At 66.1% G+C, this 23,092-nt stretch carries 24 protein-coding genes; 22 read left to right on the top strand and 2 right to left on the bottom strand.

The features are described 5' to 3' along the window. The 9 genes from A5625_RS28160 to fadD1 form a co-directional block, all read left to right on the top strand. Positions 1 to 144 (top strand): acyl-CoA dehydrogenase family protein (locus A5625_RS28160; RefSeq protein WP_255397918.1); only part of this gene is annotated, 144 nt, incomplete at its 5' end. Positions 145 to 165: 21 nt separating this feature from the next. Continuing rightward, positions 166 to 1,296, top strand: a complete 1,131-nt coding sequence (locus A5625_RS05770; RefSeq protein ID WP_066990018.1) for an acyl-CoA dehydrogenase family protein — start codon at positions 166 to 168, stop codon at positions 1,294 to 1,296. After that, entirely contained in the window at positions 1,293 to 1,793 is a 501-nt protein-coding gene (locus A5625_RS05765) for a MaoC family dehydratase N-terminal domain-containing protein (protein ID WP_066990015.1), read from the top strand. The genes A5625_RS05770 and A5625_RS05765 overlap by 4 nt, the downstream gene beginning before the upstream one ends. After that, positions 1,790 to 2,236 carry a MaoC/PaaZ C-terminal domain-containing protein gene (locus tag A5625_RS05760; protein WP_066990013.1) on the top strand — a complete coding sequence of 149 codons (447 nt, stop codon included), beginning with the start codon at positions 1,790 to 1,792 and terminating at the stop codon, positions 2,234 to 2,236. Before A5625_RS05765 ends, A5625_RS05760 begins: the two co-directional genes overlap by 4 nt. Continuing rightward, complete coding sequence (locus A5625_RS05755) at positions 2,233 to 3,435, top strand: thiolase family protein (RefSeq protein WP_066990010.1); 1,203 nt, start codon at positions 2,233 to 2,235, stop codon at positions 3,433 to 3,435. Before A5625_RS05760 ends, A5625_RS05755 begins: the two co-directional genes overlap by 4 nt. A gap of 2 nt (positions 3,436 to 3,437) precedes the next feature. Further along, positions 3,438 to 3,851 (top strand): Zn-ribbon domain-containing OB-fold protein, encoded by a 414-nt coding sequence (locus A5625_RS05750; protein WP_066990007.1) that lies wholly within the window; start codon positions 3,438 to 3,440, stop codon positions 3,849 to 3,851. After that, positions 3,848 to 4,834, top strand: coding sequence for an alpha/beta hydrolase (locus tag A5625_RS05745; RefSeq protein ID WP_232003462.1), 987 nt, complete (start codon positions 3,848 to 3,850; stop codon positions 4,832 to 4,834). The genes A5625_RS05750 and A5625_RS05745 overlap by 4 nt, the downstream gene beginning before the upstream one ends. Next, entirely contained in the window at positions 4,831 to 6,426 is a 1,596-nt protein-coding gene (locus A5625_RS05740) for an NAD(P)/FAD-dependent oxidoreductase (RefSeq protein WP_066990004.1), read from the top strand. Before A5625_RS05745 ends, A5625_RS05740 begins: the two co-directional genes overlap by 4 nt. Before the next feature lie 24 nt (positions 6,427 to 6,450). Beyond that, positions 6,451 to 8,070 (top strand): fatty-acid--CoA ligase FadD1, encoded by a 1,620-nt coding sequence (gene fadD1 / locus A5625_RS05735; RefSeq protein WP_066990001.1) that lies wholly within the window; start codon positions 6,451 to 6,453, stop codon positions 8,068 to 8,070. 1 nt (position 8,071) lies between these two features. Here the strand turns inward: fadD1 and A5625_RS05730 are convergent, their stop codons facing one another. Then, a complete protein-coding gene (locus tag A5625_RS05730; protein WP_066989997.1) occupies positions 8,072 to 8,947 on the bottom strand; it encodes a DMT family transporter in 876 nt (291 codons plus the stop codon). 244 nt (positions 8,948 to 9,191) lie between these two features. Here A5625_RS05730 and A5625_RS05725 point away from each other — a divergent pair, with 244 nt between their 5' ends. The 13 genes from A5625_RS05725 (at position 9,192) to A5625_RS05665 (ending at position 22,622) form a co-directional block, all read left to right on the top strand. Beyond that, on the top strand, positions 9,192 to 10,289 hold the full coding sequence (locus A5625_RS05725; RefSeq protein ID WP_066989993.1) for a ferredoxin reductase: 1,098 nt from the start codon (positions 9,192 to 9,194) through the stop codon (positions 10,287 to 10,289). A 16-nt stretch (positions 10,290 to 10,305) separates the two neighbouring features. Continuing rightward, positions 10,306 to 11,715, top strand: coding sequence for an acyl-CoA desaturase (locus A5625_RS05720; protein ID WP_066989990.1), 1,410 nt, complete (start codon positions 10,306 to 10,308; stop codon positions 11,713 to 11,715). Between the two features lie 36 nt (positions 11,716 to 11,751). Further along, entirely contained in the window at positions 11,752 to 12,492 is a 741-nt protein-coding gene (locus A5625_RS05715) for an SDR family oxidoreductase (protein WP_066989988.1), read from the top strand. A gap of 129 nt (positions 12,493 to 12,621) precedes the next feature. Then, positions 12,622 to 13,857, top strand: a complete 1,236-nt coding sequence (locus tag A5625_RS05710; RefSeq protein WP_066990021.1) for a molybdopterin-dependent oxidoreductase — start codon at positions 12,622 to 12,624, stop codon at positions 13,855 to 13,857. Continuing rightward, positions 13,850 to 14,356, top strand: a complete 507-nt coding sequence (locus A5625_RS05705) for a hypothetical protein (protein ID WP_066989985.1) — start codon at positions 13,850 to 13,852, stop codon at positions 14,354 to 14,356. Before A5625_RS05710 ends, A5625_RS05705 begins: the two co-directional genes overlap by 8 nt. 453 nt (positions 14,357 to 14,809) lie before the next feature. After that, positions 14,810 to 16,432, top strand: coding sequence for a class I adenylate-forming enzyme family protein (locus A5625_RS05700; protein WP_066989981.1), 1,623 nt, complete (start codon positions 14,810 to 14,812; stop codon positions 16,430 to 16,432). Continuing rightward, a complete protein-coding gene (locus A5625_RS05695) occupies positions 16,419 to 17,192 on the top strand; it encodes a class II aldolase/adducin family protein (protein WP_066989978.1) in 774 nt (257 codons plus the stop codon). Before A5625_RS05700 ends, A5625_RS05695 begins: the two co-directional genes overlap by 14 nt. Positions 17,193 to 17,211: 19 nt before the next feature. Beyond that, on the top strand, positions 17,212 to 18,480 hold the full coding sequence (locus tag A5625_RS05690; protein ID WP_066989975.1) for an amidohydrolase family protein: 1,269 nt from the start codon (positions 17,212 to 17,214) through the stop codon (positions 18,478 to 18,480). A gap of 131 nt (positions 18,481 to 18,611) precedes the next feature. Beyond that, positions 18,612 to 19,799, top strand: coding sequence for a serine/threonine-protein kinase (locus A5625_RS05685; protein WP_066989972.1), 1,188 nt, complete (start codon positions 18,612 to 18,614; stop codon positions 19,797 to 19,799). 470 nt (positions 19,800 to 20,269) lie between these two features. Further along, on the top strand, positions 20,270 to 21,013 hold the full coding sequence (locus tag A5625_RS05680) for an alpha/beta fold hydrolase (protein ID WP_066989969.1): 744 nt from the start codon (positions 20,270 to 20,272) through the stop codon (positions 21,011 to 21,013). Between the two features lie 47 nt (positions 21,014 to 21,060). Further along, complete coding sequence (locus A5625_RS29985) at positions 21,061 to 21,240, top strand: alpha/beta hydrolase (protein WP_066989966.1); 180 nt, start codon at positions 21,061 to 21,063, stop codon at positions 21,238 to 21,240. Between the two features lie 93 nt (positions 21,241 to 21,333). Continuing rightward, entirely contained in the window at positions 21,334 to 21,804 is a 471-nt protein-coding gene (locus A5625_RS05670; RefSeq protein WP_066989962.1) for a GbsR/MarR family transcriptional regulator, read from the top strand. Next, positions 21,801 to 22,622, top strand: a complete 822-nt coding sequence (locus A5625_RS05665; RefSeq protein WP_066989959.1) for a class I SAM-dependent methyltransferase — start codon at positions 21,801 to 21,803, stop codon at positions 22,620 to 22,622. The genes A5625_RS05670 and A5625_RS05665 overlap by 4 nt, the downstream gene beginning before the upstream one ends. A gap of 4 nt (positions 22,623 to 22,626) precedes the next feature. Here the strand turns inward: A5625_RS05665 and A5625_RS05660 are convergent. After that, positions 22,627 to 23,092: nitronate monooxygenase family protein (locus tag A5625_RS05660; protein ID WP_197515984.1), on the bottom strand; the 466-nt coding region annotated here is incomplete at its 5' end.

The raw sequence follows: 23,092 nt of genomic DNA, 5'->3' as shown, positions 1-23,092 counted from the left end.
CGCAGCGAACAGGCTCCGCTTGCCGGCAAATTCGAGCGGCTCTACCGGGCTGCCCCGCTGATGCGCTTCGGCGGTGGTACCAACGAAGTGCTGCGCGACATCATCGCCCAGCGCGGCCACGCAATGCCCTCCTATGGACGCTGACGGGAGCTTCGGACAGCGCAGATGAAGACGATCCCCACCGCCGAACAGCGCGAGTTCGCCTCGGCGTTGCGCGCCCTACTGGCCACCGAGAACCCGGTCGATCTGGTACGGGCGCTCGACGAACCCGGCGCGGACCGTTGGACGCCGGCGCTGTGGAAGGCGCTGGTTGACGCCGGAGTCTTCGGCCTCGTTATCGCCGAGGAGTACGGCGGCGCCGGCGGCTCGCTCGACGACCTCGCCGTCTTCTACACCGAGGCCGGTCGCGCACTGTGCCCGACGACGGTGCACAGCAGCGTGGCGGCCACCTTGGCCATCGACCAGCTGGGCTCCCCGCACCTCAAGGCCCGCTGGCTGCCGCCGCTCGCGTCCGGGAGCGTCCGGGCCACCACTGCGCTATGGAACGCCCGCGACGCCTCGCTCGTCGCCCCGCCGCTGCGGGCCGATTCGGTCGCCGAGCAATGGCGGCTGCACGGAACCGCGGATTACGTCCTGGATGCCGACGTCGCCGATGCCATCGTGGTATCGGCTTGCGCGGCCGAGCACATCCTGGTCTTCGTCGTTGACGTTCGCGCCCACGGCGTCAGCGCGGAACCACTCGACATTGCCGGTGGGCCACGGGCATTCACGGTGTGCTTCGACAATGTCACGGTCGCTGCCGACGGGGCTGGTTCGCCGGTCACCGTGCCGGCGCTGCGCCGGCTGGCCAACACCGCGGTGACACTCGGATCACTCGATCTGGTCGGTGTTGGTCAGGCCGTACTGGACCGCACCGTCGACTACACCAAGCTGCGCCATCAATTCGGACGACCGATCGCGTCCTTTCAGGCCGCCCAGCATCTGATCGCCAACATGCACATTGCCGTGGCGGCGGCGCGGTTGGCCGCGCATTCGGCCGTCTTCTGGCTCGGGCGAGGCCGCATCGCAAGCAGGGAGACGGCCATCGCGCGCATGCACGCGGCCACCGCAGCCCGGCTGATCACACTCGACGCCCACCAATTGCACGGCGGCATGGGCTATGTCACCGAGACCGACCTGCATCTGTGGAGCGAGCGGGCACGGTTCGGCTCCACATTCGGTGGCGGCGCCGACGTCGCCGCCCGCTGGCTTGAGCAGAGCATGCACGAAGAGACCGTCGAAGGGGAGCGCCCTTGAGTGAGGACAGTTTGATCGATGCGGAATCGGCGTCGCGGGTGGGCACAATCGCCGCAACGGCCACCGGTGAGGTGAACCGGCGCGATTGGCAGCGGTGGGCGGCGGCGGTAGGTGACCACAACCCGCTGTGGTTCGACCCGGATTACGCCCGGGCCAATGGATATCGCGACATCATCTGCCCGCCATTGTTTCTGCAGTACGCGATCCTCGGCGTCGCGCCGCTCGGGTCGCTGCGTGCCGACGGATCTTCCGGCGCGGTCTCCGGCAGTCTGGCCTTTCCCCGCGCCCCCAAGCGGATGGCCGGCGGGGAGAGCTTTACGTTTCACCTGCCGGCTTATCACCACGATGAGGTCGAAATGGTTCGCACCATCGAGTCGATCGTCGAAAAGCAAGGCCGCTCCGGCAAATTCGTCCTCGTCACCTGGCACACGGTCTACCGCAACCACCATCGCGACCTGCTGGCCGAAGCGTCGACATCGATGATCGCCCGCCCATGACCGGTCAGCAGCCGTTCTTCGACGACATCGCGGTGGGCGAGCACATTCCCACGCTGACCGTCACCGTCGACGAAACCCAGATGTTCTTCTTCAGCGCCGCCACCTACAACGGCCACCGCATTCACTACGACAAGGAGTGGGCTCGCGACACCGAGGGATACGACAACGTGCTGGTTCAGGGCCCGCTACAGGCGGCGCTGCTGGCCCGTGCCCTCGGCGAGTGGATCGGCGGGCGCGGGCGACTGGTCTCCTTCTCGGTGCAGAACCGCGCCATCGCGTATCCCGGCGAGCCGCTCAGCTTTGGTGGTGAGGTCACCGGCAAACGCCTGGACGAGGACGGCAGCGGGCTGGTGGATCTGGTCATCGCCGGGCGTCGGGACGAGACGCTACTGATGCCGGGAATGGCGACCGTCGAACTGCCGCGGCGGGGAGCCCAGCCGTGACGGGGCTGCGCGGCGAGGCGGCCATCGTCGGTATCGCGGAGTTGCCCGCCGAACGGCGTCCCACCCGCCCTCCGATGTTCACCCTCGACCAGTACGCGGTGCTGGCGAAGATGGTGATCGAGGATGCCGGAGTCGAGCCCGGATGTGTCAACGGCCTGCTCACCCATGGCATCGCCGAGTCGGCCATGTTCGCACCGGCCACCCTGTGCGAATACCTAGGCCTGGCACTGGATTTCGGTGAGCGAGTCGATCTGGGCGGGGCCACCTCGGCTGGGATGGTGTGGCGGGCCGCGGCGGCGGTCGAACTCGGCATCTGCGACGCGGCGCTGGCCGTGGTGCCGGGGTCGGCGTCGGTACCCCAGTCCGAGCGGCGGCCCCCGCCGGAGCCGAATTGGTATGGGGCGTCATCGAACAACTATGGGTCGCCGCAGGCCGAATTCGAGATCCCCTACGGCAACGTGGGCCAGAACGCGCCCTACGCGCAGATCGCCCAGCGGTATGCGGCCGAATTCGGTTACGACCCGGCCACGGTCGCCAAGATCGCCGTCGACCAACGGACCAATGCGTGCGCGCATCCAGGAGCCGTGTTTCACGGAACCCCGATCACGGTGAACGACGTGCTGGAGAGTCCGATGATCGCCGACCCGATCCACATGCTGGAAACGGTGATGCGGGTGCACGGCGGAGTGGGTGTGCTGATCGCCAACGCCGACATCGCGCGGCGGGCGCGCAACCGTCCGGTGTGGATCAAGGGCTTCGGTGAACACATCGCCTTCAAGACCCCGACGTATGCCGATGACTTGCTGTCCACCCCGATCGCACGCGCCGCCGACCGGGCCTTCGCGATGGCCGGACTGAATCGATCCGACGTCGACGTCGCGTCGATCTACGATTGCTACACCATCACGGTACTGATGAGTCTGGAGGACGCCGGGTTCTGCGCGAAAGGCGAAGGCATGTCGTGGGTTAACGAGCACGACCTGACCTACCGCGGCGACTTCCCGCTCAACACCGCCGGCGGCCAACTGTCCTTCGGTCAGGCCGGCATGGCCGGCGGCATGCACCATGTGGTCGACGGTGCGCGTCAGATCATGGGTCGGGCCGGTGACGCGCAGGTACCCGATTGTCACACTGCGTTCGTGACCGGCAACGGCGGCATCATGAGCGAACAAGTCGCATTGCTCATGCGGGGGGACTAGCCATGAGCCGCACCGACCATCGACCCGTCCCCGAGCCCACGCCGGTCTCGCAGCCCTTCTGGGACGGCCTGACCCAGCACCGCATCCGGGTGCAGTACTCGCCGTCATTGCAACGCTACGTGTTCTATCCGCGCACCCTCGCCCCGGGGACGCTGGCCGACGATCTAGAGTGGCACGAAATCGACGGTGCCGCAACGGTGTACACCTTCACGATTGCCCGCCGGCCCACCGGGCCGCCGTGGGCCGATGCGCTGCCGCAGTTGCTCGCGGTGGTGCAGTGGGATGCCGGACCGAAATTCAGCACCGAGTTGGTCGACGTCGACCCGGGCGACGTCCGCATCGGGATGCCGGTGCGGCCGGTGTTCTACGATCTGCCAGAAGAGGGCATCACCCTGCTGAAATATCGACCCGCATGATCGCGAGGTCGGAGGTGAACATGGACGACCCGATCAACGGCGCGGTGCGCTCGATGCTCGACCAGTTGAACGCCGGCTTCCCGCGCGTCGAACAGATGACCGCCCCGCAGGCCCGAGCCGCGGTGGCCGCACGACGCATGCCGGTCAACAACCTCGACGACGTCCGCAGCGCCACCGACCGCGTGGTTCCGGGCCCTGACGGCGCTGTCCCGGTACGCATCTACCGTCCGCACGGCGCGCCGTCGGGGGAGCGCGCCGCGATCGTGTTCTACCACGGCGGCGGATTCGTCCTCTGCGACATCGAATCTCATGACAGCTTCTGCCGGGCTCTGGCTTGTGGCAGCCAAGCCGTCGTGGTCTCGGTCGACTACCGCCTCGCCCCAGAGCATCCCGCCCCCGCGGCGGCGCTCGACGCATTCGCGGTGTTCTGCTGGGCGGTCGAGCACGCCGACGAGTTGGGCACCGACCCCGACCGTACCGCGGTTGCCGGCGATAGCGCCGGTGGCAATCTCGCCGCGGTCACCGCCATTCTCTGCCGCGACCGGGGCGTCACCCCACCCGCCGTGCAGTTGCTGATCTACCCGGCGATCGATCCGAGCTTCGACACCGACAGTTATCACCGCTACGGCACCGGATACGTCAACACCCGCGCGGCGATGCAGTGGTACTGGCGCCAATACCTGGGAACGCGAACCGATTTCGACCCACCCTATCTGGTGGCGCCCGCCCGTGCGGACTCACACGCGGGCTTGCCGCCCGCGGTGATCGTGACGGCCGGTCTCGATCCCCTGCACAGCGAGGGATGCGACTACGCACGCCGGTTGCGCAACGACGGCGTGACCGTCGTGCACCGGGACTTTCCCGGATTGTTCCACGGCTTCATGACCATCCAAGCCTTTCCACCGGCCGCGTCGGCGCAGCATCTGGTCTGCACCGACCTGCGCCGGCTGCTACAGGCGACGCGCCGAAGCGCCGTGTCGTGACCGAAGTCAGCGACGTCATCGTCATCGGCGCCGGGTTCGCCGGGCTTTACGCCGTGCACCGGGCCGCCTCGGCGGGCCTGTCGGTGACCGCCCTCGAGGCGGCTCCAGACGTGGGCGGCACCTGGTACTGGAACCGCTACCCGGGTGCCCGCTGTGACGTCGAAAGCGTGGACTACTCCTACTCTTTCGACGCGGAACTGCAGCAGAGCTGGCAGTGGACCGAACGCTTCGCCGCCCAACCCGAGATCCTGGCCTACCTGCGGCACGTCGCCGACCGTTTCGATCTGCGCCGCCACTACCGGTTCGGTGTCGACGCCACCGGCGCCACCTTCGAGCGGGGCTGCTGGCAGGTCGACACCGCGACCGGACAAACATATGCCGCACAGTTCTTGTTGTGCGCAACCGGTTGCCTGTCGGCGGTGAATCGGCCTAATATCCCTGGCGCCGAAGACTTCTCGGGTGAGGTGTACTTCACGGCCGCGTGGCCGCGCGAAGACCCCGAGCTGCGTGGCAAACGGGTGGGTCTGATCGGCACGGGATCGTCGGGGATCCAGGTGGCGCCGATCATCGCCGCGCGCGCCGAGAGCCTGGTTGTATTCCAGCGGTCCGCGAACTACACCATCCCGATGCCCAACCGGCCCTTCTCGGTCGAGGAGCAGCGACAGATCCAAGAGCAGTACCCCGAGCGTCGCCGCATCTCGGCCTACGCGGCGGCGGGCACACCGCACGGCACCTACCACAAGAACGCCCTCGACACCGAACCGGCGGAGCGGTCCGACGCGCTGTGGAAACGCTGGCGCGAAGGCGGCGTTCTGTTCGCCAAGACCTTTCCGGACCAGACCAGCGACCTGTCCGCCAATGACATCGCCAGGGAATTCGTTGAAGAGCGGATCCGGGAAATCGTCACCGATCCCGTCGTCGCAACGGATCTCACTCCGGTCGATCACCCGATCGGAACCAAGCGAATCTGCACCGACGACGGCTACTACGCCACCTTCAACCGCGACAACGTCCGGCTGGTGAACCTGCGCCGCGAGCCCATCGAAGCGATCACCGCCGACGGCGTACGCACCAACGACTCGACGTATCCCTGCGATGTGCTGATCTTCGCGACCGGCTTCGATGCCATGACCGGGGCGCTGACCCGGATCGACCCCCGCGGGACCGGCGGAGAGCGATTGCGCGACGTATGGGCCGACGGGCCGCTGACCTTCCTCGGCCTGATGGTGCCGGGTCTGCCGAACCTATTCACCATCAGCGGTCCGGGCAGCCCGTCGGTGCTGGCCAATATGGTGCTGCACGCCGAGGTTCAGGTCGACTGGGCCATCGATCTGGTTAGGGCTGCACGACACTTCGGTGTGAGCGAGGTCGAGCCACGCCGCGACGCCGCGATGGCCTGGACCGAACACGTGGCCCAAGCCGCCGAACGGACACTGTTTCCCAAGGCGGCATCGTCGTGGTACCTGGGCGCCAACATCGCGGGCAAGAAGCGGGTGTTCATGCCCTACATCGGCGGGTTCGGCGCCTACCGGCGCCATTGCGACCAGGTGGCCCGAGACGGCTACCCGGGGCTGGTGTTGACCACGCGATGACGACACCGATGAGGATATGACCCAGTGCTGGAAACGGTTCAACAACTGCTGCGGCAGCGCCGCCACGACGACACACCGGCGCTCGCCCACGGCGAGCGGACCTGGACCTGGCGTGAGCACCTCGCCGAAGCCGAGGCTGAGGCCGCCGCACTCATTGCGCTCGCTGACACGGCACGCCCGCTGCACGTCGGTGCCCTGCTGGGTAATTCGCCGGCCATGCTGCGCGCCATGGCCGCCGCCGCGCTGGGCGGCTACGTACTGTGCGGGATCAACACCACGCGGCGCGGGACCGGGTTGCTGGCCGATATCCGGCGATCCGATTGCCAAATGCTGCTCGTCGACTCCGAACATGCCGAACTGCTCAATGGGTTGGACCTCAACGGTATTCAGGTAGTCGACGTGACCGGCGGACGCTACGCCGAAGCCGTCGCCGCGGCACCACCGCTGGTTCCGCATCGCGAGGTGGCCGCCGTCGATACCCTGATGATGATCTTCACCTCGGGCACCAGCGGTGACCCCAAGGTGGTTCGGTTCGCCCATGGCATGGCGATCATGTGCGGTGCCAGCCTGATCTATCAGTACGACGTCAGCGCCGACGACGTGTGCTACCTGTCGATGCCGCTGTTTCACTCCAACGGTGTCGCCGCCGGCTGGGCGGTCGCCATCGGCAGCGGGGCCACGATGGTCCCGGCGCGGTTTTCGCCGTCGCGGTTCCTCGACGATGTTCGCCGCTACCGGGTGACCTACCTGAACTACGTCGGCAAGCCGCTGGCTTTGATCCTGTCCACTCCCGAACGCCCCGACGACGCCGAGAACACGCTGCGGGTGGCCTTCGGTAACGAGGCGACCGATCGCGACATCGACGAATTCGCAAGGCGTTTCGGCTGCCGGGTAGTGGACAGCTTCGGGTCGAGCGAATTCGCGGTGATCGTGGTGCGCGAAGACGGTACGCCGCCGGGCTCCATCGGCAAGCCCTACCCGGGCGTGAGCATCTACAACTCGACGACACTGCGGGAATGCGACATCGCGACGTTCGACTCGCACGGGGCGCTGACCAACTTCGACGACGCCGTCGGCGAGCTGGTCAACACCCAGGGGGCCGGCCCGTTCGCCGGCTACTACAACGATCCCGGAGCCACCGCCGAGCGGATGCGGCACGGGATGTACTGGTCGGGCGATCTGGCCTACCGTGACGCCGACGGCTGGATCTACCTGGCCGGCCGGACCGCCGATTGGATGCGGGTGGACGGCGAGAACTTGGCGGCCGGCCCGGTCGAGCGCATCCTGGCGCGGTTGCCCGAGATTAGCCAGGTCGCCGTCTATGCGGTCCCCGACGATCGGGTCGGCGACCAGGTGATGGCCGCTCTGGTACTACGGCCCGGGGCGGTCTTGGACCCGGAGGAATTCGAGCAATTCCTCGCCTCGCAACCCGACCTGTCGCCGAAAGCCTGGCCGCGCTACGTGCGCATCAACGATCAACTCCCCGCGACCGCGACCAACAAGGTCCTCAAGCGTGCGCTGATCGCCGCGGGCGCCACCGCGCAGGGGGGTCAACTGTGGACGCGCCCCGCACGGGGGACCAGCTATGCCGTGGTGAACGAAAACACTACTGGCAGTGCGGCATCCGCCGTCAGAGGGGCATGAATCACGGGGTGGCCTCACCGGTCTCGGCGGCCGCCGGTGCTTCCCCGAACCGCGCCAGCACCAGCGTCGCGCCCACGGCGACGGCGAAACCGGCGATCACCAGCCAGCCGAGCCCGGCGCGCGCGGTGTCACCCAGCCACACCACCCCTACGAACGCCGGTGCCAGCGTTTCGCCCACCACCATTCCGGCGACGGCGGTGGTCACCGATCCGCGATGCAACGCGGAGGTGAGCAACAGGAATCCCGCGGCGCCACCAGCGGCCGCCGCATACAGGGCGGGGTTGGTATAGAAGGCTCGGTTGGTCAGATCGATGGCATCGATAAGCCGGACGCCGACCTCGACAACGCCGAAGCCGCTTCCGGCGGCCAGCCCCAATGCGAGTGCACGCACGCGGTCGGGCAACCGCCCGGCGGCGGCACCGCCGATAAAGATCGCGACCACCACGCCCAGCAATGCCCAGCCCATCCCGGCCGGCGCATGCCGAAAGTGCCCGGGCCCAGCGGCCAGGGCGAGCACGACCAGGCTGACGCAGACCACGCCGACGGCTGTCCACTCAGCCGAGGACAGCCGCGCCGACAGCACCCATGCGGCCACCACGCCGGTGACCGCAATCGAGGCGGCCAGCGCTGCCGCCACGACGTAGATCGGGACCAAGCGCAGCGCGGCCACCTGAAGCGCAAACCCGACGACATCGAGTCCGACCCCGGCCAGGTAGCGCCACTGCCGGACCGCTCGCAGCAGCAGCACGGTGTCGACACCCGAGCCGCTACCGGCTTCCACGGACCGGGTTCCGGCAGCTTGCAACACCGTCGCCGTCCCGTAGCACAGCGAGCAGCCCAGCGCGAGTATGAAGCCGATCAGCACACTCACCGACACTAGGCGCCCGCGTCACGCCGCGCCGCGCGCCGATCCGCCGAGAATGCGCTGAACAAACGTTTGGGCGACGGGTGACCAGGGCAACTACAGGGTGTCGGGGGCAAATATCCCAGAATCGATTACACACCCGTCAGTAAACGGATGGATCGTATCTGTATGCGCGGATATATGCTGATATCGCCTGTGCAACACCATAATTCAAATTGATGTTTAGCGTCGGTGCACAACTGTGTACTCTTGCGCCATGGCTGAACGCGGCGCCCAGCCCCACGTCCCCTGGGGACGGCGAGTATTCCTGCGCGCGATACGGCGGCTTTTCAGCCCGCTGAAACCCGACGATTACCTCGAGATGATCAATCCGCTGTGGACTACCAAGGAGCTGCGCGGAAAGGTCGAACGGATCGAGGCGCAGGGCTCGGAAGCGGCCAGCGTGCTGATCCGGCCCGGGTACGAATGGCCTGGCCACAAGCCGGGCCAGTACGTGCGGCTCGGCGTCGTGGTCGACGGGATCTATCACTGGCGTGCATATTCGCTGACGTCCGATCCCTTACCCGAGGACGGGCTGATCAGCGTGACGCCCAAGAGGGTGGACGGCGGCGTGGTGTCGCCTTACCTGGTGCAGAAGATCCAGCCAGGTGATCTGGTGCGGCTCGGCGAGATCGAAGGCGTCTTCACGCTGCCCGAGCCGTTGCCCCCCAAACTGCTGTTCATCAGTGCGGGCAGCGGCATCACCCCGATCATCAGCATGCTGCGCAGCCTGGACCATCGCGACGAGTTGGGCGACGTGGTCGTCATTCATTCCGCCCGGACGCGAGATCAGGTCATGTTCTGCTCCGCCCTGGAAGAACTCGATCGCCGCCACGAGCGCATGCGGCTGGAGTTGCGCCTCACGTCGGACCGGGGCCGGCTGGAGCCGGCCGACCTGGACGAGGTGTGCCCGGACTGGCGTGAACGCGAAGCGTTCTGCTCGGGCCCCGGCGACATGCTCGACGCGCTGATCGAGCACTGGGAGAACAACGGCGACCAAGACCGCCTGCATTTCGAGCGATTCCAACCCAAGATCGGTGGCGACGCCAATGCCGGCGAGGGCGGCACGGTGTGCTTCCTCGACAGCGACAAGGCTGTCGAATGCGACGGCGGCACTTCGATTTTGGAGGCGGGCGAGCAGGCCGGGCTCAACCTCGCCCACGGCTGCCGCATTGGGATCTGTCATACCTGCGTCGGCACGCTGAAGTCGGGCAAACTGCGTGACCTGCGCTCGGGTGATGTGACCGAGCCGACCGGACAGGACGTCCGGATCTGCATCAACACCGCCGAAGGCGACGTAGAACTCGAACTTTGATCGAAAGGAGCGGCCCATGACCAGCGCCGTAGAGAAGTCCAAACCGGAAAGTCCACTGGCCCGCTTGAGCGAGCAGGAAATCGAAAAGCTCGCCAAAGAGCTCGATGCGATTCATGACGAGGTCTTCGCCGACCTGGGCGAGCGGGACAGACGCTACATCAAGACGGTGATCTCGGTGCAGCGGCAGATCGTGGTGGTAGGCCGCGTGCTGCTGCTGGCATCACGGTCGAAAACCGCGTGGATCTTGGGAACCGCCTGTCTGGGCATGGCCAAGATTCTGGAGAACATGGAGATCGGCCACAATGTGATGCACGGTCAATGGGATTGGATGAACGATCCCGACATTCATTCCTCGGTGTGGGACTGGGATACGGCGTCCACCGCCGAGGCCTGGAAGCACTCACACAACTACATTCACCACACGTACACGAACATCCAGGGCAAGGATAAGGACCTAGGCTACGAGCTCTTGCGGATAGACCCCAGCCAGAAGTGGGTTCCGCGCTACCTGTTTCAGCCCATCGCCAATATCCTGCTGATGCTGCTCTTCGAGTGGGGTGTGGCCATTCACGACATGGACATCGACGCGATACGCAAACGCGAGAAGCCGTGGTCGGAGGTGCGCAAGGACCTGAAGGGCATCAGCGGGAAGGCGCGCGCCCAGATCATCAAGGACTACCTCGGCTGGCCGTTGATCAGTGCCGGCGCATTCGGCCTGGCCCAGTTGGCTTTTCGCGGCAGGATCAACCAGCCGGCACAGTCACGGCTGGGCAAGCGACTGCGCAAGGTGTCGAACAAGGGTCGCATTGGAGCCCTGGCCACTTTCCTGGACAAGACCGCGCCCGGCGTGGAAAGCACTTATCTGCGAACGTTGGGTGCCGACGCCGTCGCCAACCTGATCCGCAACGTGTGGTCGAACGCAATCATCTTCTGCGGTCATTTCCCAGACCAGGCCTACACTTTCACCCCCGAAGAAGTCGAGGACGAGACCCGCGGCGGCTGGTACGTGCGCCAGTTGCTCGGCGCGGCCAACATCGAGGGCAGCCCGCTGTTCCACGTCATCAGCGGCAACCTGGGCTATCAGGTCGAACACCACCTCTACCCCGACATGCCCAGCAGTCGCTACTCGGAGATCGCGCCCAAGATCAAGGACATCTGCGAACGCTACGAGTTGCCTTACAACTCCGGCCCGTTCGGGAAGCAGTGGCTGATGGTGCAACGCACCATCTTGCGGCTCGCCTTCCCTGGCGGCAAGCCCCGGCCGAAGCCCGGGCCCTACCGCAGCGACGCCAGCCGGCCCCAAGGGCAGCGGCCCAGCGAGGGCACCCGGTTCCGTGACCGGGTCCCGGCCGAACACCCGGCCGCCGGGCCCGAACATGAGTCCACCGGTGTGGAGGTGCAGCCGCCGCCGCGGGGCAAGGACTGAACCATAACGCGTTCGGCGACCGTCTAGCCTGAGCAGATGTCCGGTGTCGAGCGACGCGTCGTTGCCCTTACCGGAGCCAGTAGCGGGATCGGTGAGGCGACCGCCCGTCTGCTGGCCGAACGCGGTGCCCGAGTGGTCCTGGGTGCGCGTCGCGTCGAACGCCTGGACGCCATAGCGGCCGAGATGCGCGCCGGGGGTGCAACAGCGATCACCTGTCCAACCGACGTGGCGCGCCGCGAGGACCTCGAGCGGTTGGTCAGTATGGCGGTCGATGAATTCGGTCACCTGGATGTACTGGTCAGTAATGCCGGTATCAGCAAGATCGGCCCGGTCGCAGATCTCGACGTCAACGGCTGGTCGGCGATGATCGACGTCAACCTGCGCGGGGTGTTGCACGGCATCGCCGCCGCCCTGCCGGTCTTCCGTCGCCAGGGACACGGCCACTTTGTGACGACGGTGTCCACGGCCGGATTGAAGATCGTGCCCAACATGGTGGTGTACGCGGCCACCAAAAACGCCGTCCGCACGGTCATGGAGGGGCTGCGCCAAGAATCGACCGACGGCGCGGTGAGGACTACGTCGATCTCACCGGGATTTGTCGATACCCAGCTCGACAGCTCAATCGACGACGCCGCGATGCGTGAGCAGATCCGACGCAACATGAGCGACTTCGGTCTGCCGCCGGAGGCGGTGGCACGCGCCATCGCGTTCGCCATCGAACAGCCCCAGTATGTCGAAATCGGCGACATCACGATCCGACCTACGGTCCAGGGCTAGAACTGAACCGTTGCCACCGCCCAGTCGTGGAGATCAGTGATCGTGAAAGCAACCGAGACAACCAGCAGCGCTGACACCGAAGACGCTGAGCGGACAAACGATGCCGGCGGCAACGGTTTTCCCGCTCGGCTGTGGCGCAGCCCGTTGCGGGGGCCATGGCTGACATCGGCGTTGGGTTCGGTGCTGTTGGTGACGCTGCCGATCGTCATCCTCACTGGCCTGCTGTCCTACATCGCCTACGGACCGCGGTTCGGCCAAGCGATCCCCGGTGATGTGGGCTGGCTGAAATTGCCGACCTTCGACTGGCCGACCAACCCGCCGTGGCTGTATCGGCTGACCCAGGGACTGCACGTCGGGCTCGGACTCATCATCATCCCGGTGGTGCTGGCCAAACTGTGGTCGGTGATTCCGCGGCTTTTCGTGCTGCCGCCCGTACGGTCGATTGCCCAACTGCTGGAACGGATTTCGCTGCTCATGCTGGTCGGCGGCATCCTGTTCGAGACCGTCACCGGCGTGCTGAACATCCAGTACGACTACATCTTCGGATTCAGCTTCTACACCGCACACTATTTCGGCGCATGGGTGTTCATCATCGGGTTCGTCATGCACGTCGTGATCAAGGTTCCGCGCATGTGGTCCGGGCTGCGCTCAATGTCACTGCGCGACGTGCTGCGCACCGGGCGCACCGCCACCAAAGCCGAGCCTTGGCAACCCGACGGTCTCGTCGCCGCCGATCCCGCGCCGGCGACGATGAGCCGCCGCGGCGCCCTGGCGCTGGTGGGCGGTAGTGCATTGTTTCTGGCGATTCTTACCGCCGGGCAGACGCTGGGTGGCTACGCCCGGCCCGCCGCATTGCTGCTGCCCCGGGGCCGCACCCGCGGGAACGGACCCAACGACTTCGAGATCAACCGGACGGCGACCGCGGCCGGCATCTCCGCCCGGGACACAGGGGAGCGCTGGCGGCTCACCCTGAACGGCGGTCCGCGACCGGTGATGCTGGACCGCGCCGCACTGCTTGCGATGCCGCAGCACACCGCCGTACTGCCGATCGCCTGTGTGGAAGGGTGGTCGACCACCCAAACCTGGAGCGGCGTGCGACTGGCTGACCTCGCCCATCTGGCCGGCGTGCCGGCACCGGATTCCGCGCGGGTGTCGTCGCTGGAACGCTCCGGTGCCTTCGCCGGCGCGACGCTGCAAGGCAATCAGGTACTGCACCCGGACGCGCTGCTGGCGCTGCGCGTGAACGGCACCGACCTGTCGCCGGATCACGGCTTCCCCGCGCGGGTCATCGTGCCCGCGCTACCCGGCGTGCACAACACGAAATGGGTGGCCTCCATTGCTTTTCGGACGGCCACCCATGCGTAGCGCCTTCGCCAGGATTTACGGATCGCACCCGCTGCACTTGTTGACGATGATCGCCGGCTTCGCATTGCTCGGTTACGTCATCGCCGTCATCAAACCGGTCACGCTGTGGAATCCGCACGTCTGGTGGCAGTCGATCATCGTGTGGTTCGCCGCGGCCATCATCGCCCACGACTTGGTGTTGTTCCCCGTCTATGCGAGCCTCGACCGGCTGCTGTCACGCAACCGTGCACAGCCGCAACTGGAGCGCGCGGGCGCCCGCGTGCCCGTACTCAATTACTTCCGGGTGCCCACACTGGGCGCAAGCCTGACACTGCTGGTGTTCCTCCCCGGCATCATCAAACAGGGCGCTGCCACCTACCGCGCCGCGACCGGTCAGACTCAGGAACCATTTCTCGGTCGGTGGCTGCTGTTGACCGCCGCGATGTTCGCGATCAGCGCCGCCATTTACGCCGTCCGCGTGGCAGTGCTATGTCGGCGGACGCGGAGGGCGCCGCGTTAGCCGCGCTTGCCGAGTTACTCCCTGGGAAGCGCCTCGAAAGGTCCTTGGAGTGCGCCTAGGACCGGCCGCTTGACCTGCGCGTCTACCGAAGGGCAACTACCGTTGCAGCTAGTGAAGAGCCCAAACTCCAGAACAACGGCCGCCTTGAGTGTCGGCGTGGTCGCGCTTGCCTTGGCGGCTGGCTTCTCGCCCGGCGGCACACCGGTACCGGCTCCGTCCACCGCCTCGTCCGCGGTAATGCCCTCGCCGGCGCCGGCTCCGGGTGGCGCCTTGCCTGTGCAACCCGTCGGCGGCGGAGGCGGCTGCATCATCGGCCTGAATTGCGGATGCACTCGCAACTGCCACAAGCCGCCCCCGCACCCCCCGGATGGTGCCGGCGATCCGCAACACGCCGCCCACGCCCCGCATAATCCCTGACGCCGGAAGTACGCGCGGCTTTCCTATTATTTGGTGATGAGTGCCGGTGAGCTGGAGACCGTGGGCTCGCCGGCGTTCACCCACGAGGACTTGGCGCGCTTTCGTGCTACCGGCTGGTGGTGTGATTTCACGCTGTCGGATGCGGTGCGCCGAAACGCCGAACGGTCGCCGGATCGCCATGCCTATATGGACCACGGCGGATCGGCATTCACCTGGCGTGAATTCGACACTGCGGCAACCGGTTTAGCGGAAAAACTGGCCGGCGCCGGCATCTCGCGCGGTGACCGTGTCGCGGTGTGGCACGGTGACTGCGCCGCCATTCATGTGCTGTTCGTGGCCATCGAACGCTGCGGGGCGGTAGTCGTCGGCATCGGCGCGCGGGCCGGCACGCGGGAAGCATTGGCGATCCTGCGCAGTGCCCAGCCGAAAATCCTGATCAGCGATATTCCGCGCAGCGGGGCCGCAGCGGAAGTGGCTGATCAACTGCGGGTGGCGGGGGTGGTGCTGAGCCACGACGCCGGCATGCTTCGCCTCGACGTCGACGCCGAACCCAAGCCCGTGCGGGCAGACGCGCAAGTCGGCCCCGACGACGTCTTCCTGATCAATTCGACCTCAGGGACCACCGGGTTGCCCAAGTGCGTCGTGCACACCCAGAACCGTTGGCACTACTTCCACCAGAAGGCAGTCGCCAGCGGGCTGCTGACGCCCGATGACATCTTCCTGCCGGTGATACCCACCCCGTTCGGGTTTGGACTGTGGACCAGCCACACCACCCCGATCTACCTCGGTGCCGGCGCGGTGATCCTGGACCGGTTCAGCACCACCGCCACCTGCGAGGCGATAGCCCGGTTCAAGGTCAGCGTATTGTGTTGCGTCAGCACCCAATTGACCATGCTGATGGCCGACCCGGCCAGCCGCGGGCATGACTTGAGTTCGCTGCGCATCGTCTACACCGGCGGAGAAGCCTTGCCGTATCGGCCCGCGGCCGAATTCGAGGAACTCACCGGAGCCAAAATCCTGCAGTTCTACGGCTCCAACGAGACCGGAATGCTCAGCGCGACCACCGTCCACGACTCCCGCGACCGCCGGCTGCGCACCGGGGGACGCGTCATCCCCGAAATGTCGGTGCGGCTGTTCGACGGTGACCGCGACGTTACCGCGACGGGACGAGGCCAGCCCGCCTGCCGAGGTCCGGCGACCAGCCTCGGTTACCTCGGTGGCACCGACCACGACAAGCTGTTCACCCGCGACGGGTGGATGCGGATGGGCGACATCTGCGAAATCGACGCGGACGGCTACCTGCGCGTCACCGGGCGCACGTCCGATTTCATCCTGCGCGGCGGCAAGAACATCAGCGCAAGCCAGGTCGAAGACGCCGTCATGACACATCCCGCGATCGCGATAGCGGCAGCGGTCGCCATGCCCGACCCGGTGTTCGGCGAAAAGGTCTGCCTGTACGCCGAACTCGCCGACTCCGCCGAGGTCGACCTACCCCGCCTCGTCGAACACCTGCTGGCGCTGGGAGTTTCCAAGGAACTGCTGCCCGAACGGCTCATCGTTGTCGACGAGCTGCCCCGATCATCCGGCGGGAAAATAGCCAAAGGCCGGTTGCGCGAGGATATTGGAGCCAGAATGGAGGCCGGTTATGAACGCTCCTAATGCACGACGCGGCGGGTTGGAAGTCTGGGCGCCGTCGGTGGTTCCCCCCATCGGCGTCGACCTCTCCGACGAGCAGGCGCTGGCAATCGCTTTTCGTCACCTGGCCGGCATCGGGTTCGCGGAGAACATGGCCGGACACATCACCTGGCAGCGCGACGGCCAGACCGACATGTTCGTGAACCCGTGGGGACTGTGGTGGCAGGAGATCACCGCATCCGACATCTGCGTGGTCGACGAGGACGCTCGGGTGATCAGCGGACGCTGGGACGTCACGCCGGCCATCCATATCCACACCGAACTGCACCGGGTGCGCGACGACGCCAGAGTGGTGATCCACAACCATCCCTACTACGTCTGTGTGCTCGCCGCGTTGGGCCGACTGCCCGAATTGGTGCATCAGACCGGTGCACTGTTCCTCGACGACCTGTGCCTGATCGACAGCTACGACGGCGAAATCGACAGTCCCGCTCGCGCCGCGGATTTGGCGGCCCGCATCGATGGCGCCAACCTGACGATCTTGGCCAACCACGGCGTCATCGCGACCGGCCGCAACCTGCCCGAAGCCGTGTACCGCGCGGCATCGATCGAACGGGTCTGCAAGCTGGCCTATGACGTGCTGCTCACCGGCAAGGATCCGGTGGTCATGAACTGGTCGGACATGGCCGGCATGCAACGGTCGCTGATCGAACGGGCGGCCGACGTGTACTGGGCCGGGGCTGCGCGCATGACGATCAAGGCCGATGCCGGCGTACTCAATTGAGCGGCAAGGAGATTGACGAGTGAAATCGATCGACGAGCTGGCCACCGACCTGAACTTCACCACCGCCAAAACCGGCGCGCAGCGTTCGGTGACCTTTCTGCCGGATCCGCCCCGGGCGCCGCGTCACTACACGGTGATCTCGGTGGACGACCATATCGTCGAACCGCCGGACACCTTCACCGGTCGGCTGCCCCGCAAGTTCGCCGACCGGGCGCCGAAAGTCGTCGAGACCGACGGTGGGGGACAGACGTGGGTCTATGACGGCAATGAACTGCCCAACGTCGGCTTCAATGCGGTGGTCGGACGTCCGGTGGCGGAGTACGGTTTCGAGCCGGTGCGATTCGACGAGATGCGTAGGGGTGCATGGGATATCCATGAGCGCGTCAAAGACATGGACCTCAACGGCATCTACGCCTCGCTCAACTTCCCCTCGTTCCTGCCCGGCTTCGCCGGGCAACGACTCCAGCAAGTGACCAGGGACCGCGACCTGGCACTGGCGTCCGTCCGGGCCTGGAACGACTGGCATTTCGATGTTTGGGCCGGGTCGTATCCCGACCGCATCATTCCCTGCCAACTGCCGTGGCTGCTCGATCCCGAACTCGGCGCGAAGATGATCTACCAGAATGCCGAGCGCGGCTTTCACGCCGTGACGTTCAGCGAGAATCCGGCGATGCTGGGCCTGCCCAGCATCCACACCGGTCACTGGGATCCGATGATGGCCGCGTGCGCCGAGACCGGCACCGTGGTGAATCTGCACATCGGATCGTCGGGATCGTCGCCATCCACCACCGCGGACGCGCCACCGGACGTGCAGGGGGTGCTGTTTTTCGCCTACGCCATTTCCGCGGCGGTCGACTGGCTGTACTCCGGATTACCCAGCCGATTCCCGGACCTCAAGATCTGTTTATCCGAGGGCGGAATCGGCTGGGTCGCAGGCCTTCTCGATCGCCTCGATCACATGCTCAGTTATCACGCCATGTACGGCACTTGGCAGGCTCTTGGCGAAAGTTTGTCTCCGGCAGAGGTTTTCACCCGTAACTTCTGGTTCTGTGCGGTGGAGGACAAGTCGTCGTTCGTTCAGCGCGACCGGATCGGTATGGACAACATCATGTTGGAGGCCGATTATCCGCACTGCGACTCGACCTGGCCGCACACCCAACAAACAATCCACGAAGAAATCGGTGATCTGCCGCAGGATGCGATCCGCAAGTTCACTTGGGAGAACGCTTCCCGCTTGTACCAGCACCCGGTGCCGGTGGAAGTGCAACAGAACCCCAACGCATTCTGAGCGTTCTCGCAGGCAGAGGCCCGATCCGACCCGTCTGCGTTTTGGGCCGCCGGTGTTTGGGTAAACCACCGATCGGTGTTTTTACGCCGAGCGCACGATCGTTACCGAAGTTGCACAGAGTTGGCAGGTCGATGAATACCCTCGTGTTGCTCGCCGGCCGCTACGAAGTGCGCGGCAGGCTGGGCCGTGGCGGCATGGCCGACGTTCGCGACGGGTGGGATAACCGACTGCGCCGGCCGATTGCCATCAAACTTCTGCACCCCGCGGTGAGTGCACAGAGCGGTGCGCGGAACAGATTTGACGCCGAGGCACACGCGGCCGCGGCACTCAACCATCCCAACATCGTCGCCGTCCACGACAGTGGCGAGCACGACGGCACACCGTTCATCATCATGGAACGGTTGCCCGGAGAAACCCTCGCTCACCAGATAGCCCGCGGTCCGCTGGCGCCGGAGCGGGTTTATGCCATGCTCGACAATGTCCTCTCAGCGCTGACCGCAGCACACCGCGCGACCATCCTGCACCGCGACATCAAGCCGGGAAATATCCTGCTTGCAGCGGGGGGCGAGGTCATGAAGGTTGCGGACTTCGGGATCGCCAAGACCCCAGAGGCCACCAACACGCTCACCGGCAACATCGTGGGCACGATCGCCTATCTGAGCCCCGAGCGGATCGCCGGTGCGCCCGCCTGCGTGGCTGATGACCTCTACGCGGTGGGCGTCGTCGGCTACGAAGCGCTTGCCGGACATCGCCCGTTCCCGCAGGAGAATGTGGCCGCACTGGCCGGCGCCATTTTGCATGGACGGCCGCCGCCGCTAGCCCGGCTACGACCCGACGTCGATCCCGGCTTGATCGCGGTGATCGAACGCGCGATGGCCCCCGACCCGGGACAGCGCTTCGGCAGCGCCGAGGAGATGCGCGCCGCACTGCGCGGGCGCAGGACCGTGGGCCCCGCGGGCCCGCCGGTCGCCCCGCCGCTGCGCCCGGCCACCAAGGTGCTGGAAGTGCCACCACCGGGCTTCGTCACAAACACGTTTGTTCCCGCGCTGGTTGCACCTAGCCGCAGAAGGAAGGTGTTAGCCGCCCTGGCAGTGTTGGCCGTATTGATCGTTATCCCGTTGGCGTTTGCGCTGGATGCGTCGTCCTCGCACGCGCCTACCCAACCTGTGACGACCAGTACGCCGGACAGCCCGCCGACGCCGGTCCCGGTCAGTAATCCCGAGCCGCCACCACCCTTGCCAACGCAACAGCCTCCCGCCCCGCCATGGCATGGCCCTGGTAAAGGCCACGGTAAGGGCAATGGCGGCAAGGGAGATTAGGCTCGCCCCCACCCTCGTCGTTGCTCGTCGTCGCGGAGGGCCTGCTGATGTACCTGCACGAGGACGAAGTGCGTCGGCTGCTGCAAGTCTGATCGACCGATTCGCCGGTGGCGCAATGCATTCGGCACGCTCTCGGCCCCGGGGCCACTGATGTCCAAGGTCTTCACCCGGCGGCGCCTGGGTTTCGTGGGAGTGGATGAATGCGTTGCGCAGGCCGATGTCATCCGAAAATTCAGCGGGGAGAACGCTTCTCGGCTATACCGGCACCCGGTTAAGGCTGCGGTGCAAAAGGACCCCGAGGCGTTCTGACCGGGCGCACGCGTCGCCCGAGCACAATGCGCAAAACTGCGAAAATCGCTTGTTGCGTGGCTATCGCGCACAAGCGAGTCATGGCCCGCGTCGGTCCGTAACTTCGATCGCAACGAGGTGCCGGGACCCCCCTCGGCATCGTTACCGGTCAGGAGTTCGCCATGTTCGTTGAGCCAGAACTGATTACGGGATCGAACGCGTACCGCTCGACCAATGTGACGCCACCGCGGCGGCTGGAGGCCAAGCGCGACGGCTATGTCGAGCGGACGGTCACCACGAGTGACGGTGTGCGGCGTGCCGTCCGCGACTACGGCTCGCCCGCTGCCCGCGAACACACCATCGTTCTGCTGCACGGCCTTTGCTTGACCCAGTCGAGTTGGGCGCTGCAGATTCGGCACCTGCTGCGCCGGTGGGGTAGCAGCGTGCGGATCATCACCTACGACCACCGCGGCCACGGCGAATCGACCGGTGCCGACATGCGCACCTACCGCATCGACCGGCTGGCCGACGACCTCGCCGAGGTTCTCACCGCATTGCGAGTCACCGGGCCGCTCACGTTGGCCGGTCACTCCATGGGGGGCATGACCGCGCTGGCCTACCTCGGCCGTCCCGCCGCCAATCGTCCGGTCGAGCCGAAGGGCCTGGTCCTGGTCGCCACCGCGGCGGGCCGGCTCGCCGAGCGGGGCCTCGGCCGGCTGCTGAACACGCGCGCCACCGAGATGCTGTTCGAAATCGTCCACCACGTTCCCCACCGCGCGATGGACCGGGCGATCAACGGACTGGTCCGCCCCCTGTGCGACGGCCTGGCCAAATACTCGGGTGCCGATTGGCGGGGTGCGGCAGCACTGACGGTGTCGGCCATCCGCACCACCCCGTTGACCACGGCGGCTTTCTGCCCAGCCTGAAGCGGTACGACGCGTACCACGCGCTCGCCACCATCGGCGCCAACACCGTGGTCATCAGCGGTGGTGCCGACCGGACCACTCCCGCCGCGCACGCGCGCGACATGGCGGCGGCGATCCCGGGTGCCACCCACCTGCACCAGCCCGACTCCGGGCACATGCTGCTCGAAGAGCGGCCGGGGTGTGTCAGCGACGCGACATGCGCACCCTATCCGCGCAGGGCGCGGTGAGTTGACGCTCGGCGGGCCCGGTCCTTTCCATGAACCGGTCGATCAGTGTAAGTTTCGTTTCGTTTAGTACGTACTGAACAAACTGGATGGCATATGTCGCCGGAAGAGGCCGAGTTCGTCGACCGTCTCGGGCTGTTCTTCGAGCTCCTGGGTGCAACCCGCACCATGGGCCGGGTCTATGGCTGGCTGCTGATCTGTGATCCACCGCAGCAGTCGTTGACCCAGCTGACCGAGGGCTTATCGGTGAGCAAGGCCTCGATCAGCACGGTGGCCCGCCAGCTGCTGGACGGCGGCATGGTCGAGCGGCTGCCCAGCTCGAACCGTCAGCACCTCTACCGCGTCACCCCCGGCGGGTTCACCAGCGTTCTCAAGACGCAGTTGTCACTGATGAGGCTCGGCATCGAACCCGCAGAGTTCGCGCTGTCGGTGCTGGGCGAGGACCGCGCCGAACAGCGGCAGCGCGTCGAAGACTTCCGCGACTTCTGCGAGTTCTGCACCCAGGCCTACGGCGATCAGCTCATGCAGATGTGGACCGAATATCGGACGAAAAGGAATCAACCATGACCACGACGGACAAAGTCGACTGCAGTTCCGTGCGCTGGGGTTCGGTGGAGTGGACGAACCTCGTCACGCTGTACCTGCGAGCTTATGAAAGCCGTTCGGCGCAGCCGATTCTGGGGGATACGGCGGCCGCCGACGCGGTGGATCGCATCGACTATGACTTCAAGAGAATCCATCGGTCGTCGTTCCCCGCCTCGAATCAGTACCTGGTTGCGCTGCGGGCCAAACAGCTCGACGACTGGTGTGCCGACTTCCTTGCCCGTCATCCGGATGCCGTTGTGCTGCATCTGGGTTGCGGCCTGGACGGCCGCGCCTTCCGGCTGGCCGTACCGCCGTCGGCCTCGTGGTACGACGTTGATCAGCCGGGTGTGATCGGTCTACGCCGGCGGCTATACGACGACACCGCGCATTACCGGATGATCGGCTCGTCGGTGACCGAAGTGCAGTGGCTGGACCAAATCCCCACCGGACGCCCCACCCTCGTCGTTGCCGAGGGCCTGCTGATGTACCTGCACGAGGACGAAGTCCGTCGGCTGCTGCAGCGCCTGATCGACCGATTCGCTGGTGGTGAAATGCATTTCGACACGCTCTCGGCCCTGGCGCCACTGCTCTCGAAGGGCTTCACCCGGGGCATCATCAAGTGGGGCATCCGGGATGCGCGCACGATTGCGGACTGGAATCCCCGGCTGCGGTTCCTCGAGCAGTCGCCTGCGCTGTCCGGCTACGAAAGAATTCCATCACCCGCAGTGCGCTTGATCTACAAGCTGATGTGGATGACGGCCGGTCGTAGCTACGACGTGCTGAACCGGTTCGCATACTGACTGATCACAGGTCGGATGCCAACCGGCGCAGAATGTCGTACGCGGGCTCCGCGGTTGCCTGCCGGTATCCGGTGCCCGCCCACAGGTGGACGTAGTCCGGCTTTCCCGCCGCCGCGGCGGCCTTGCGCAGCGGGCTGGTCAGGTAATGGATGGCGGGATAACCCAGCGGCGCCTCGGCTTCGTGGGCGTCGATGAAGGCGTTGCGCAGGCCGCGGGCCGGGCGTCCGGTGAAAGTCCGGGTCAGCACCGTCTCGGTGTAAGCGGGATCGACCAGGGCTGCCTGGTGGGTGGCCGAAGCACCACTTTCGGTGGCACGCAGCAGCACCGTTCCCACTGCGGCCGCGGTCGCACCCGCGCGAATCACCTCGGCCACCGCAGCAGGGGTGGCCAGTCCGCCGGTAGCCATCACGGGTAGAGGCACCTTCGCGACGACCTGCCGGACCAGGTCGACGATGGGAACCGGGGTCAAC

It is taken from the genome of Mycobacterium sp. 1465703.0 (assembly GCF_001672975.1).
In the GTDB taxonomy this organism is placed as follows: domain Bacteria; phylum Actinomycetota; class Actinomycetes; order Mycobacteriales; family Mycobacteriaceae; genus Mycobacterium.
This window is presented reverse-complemented; position numbering and strand designations above follow the sequence as displayed.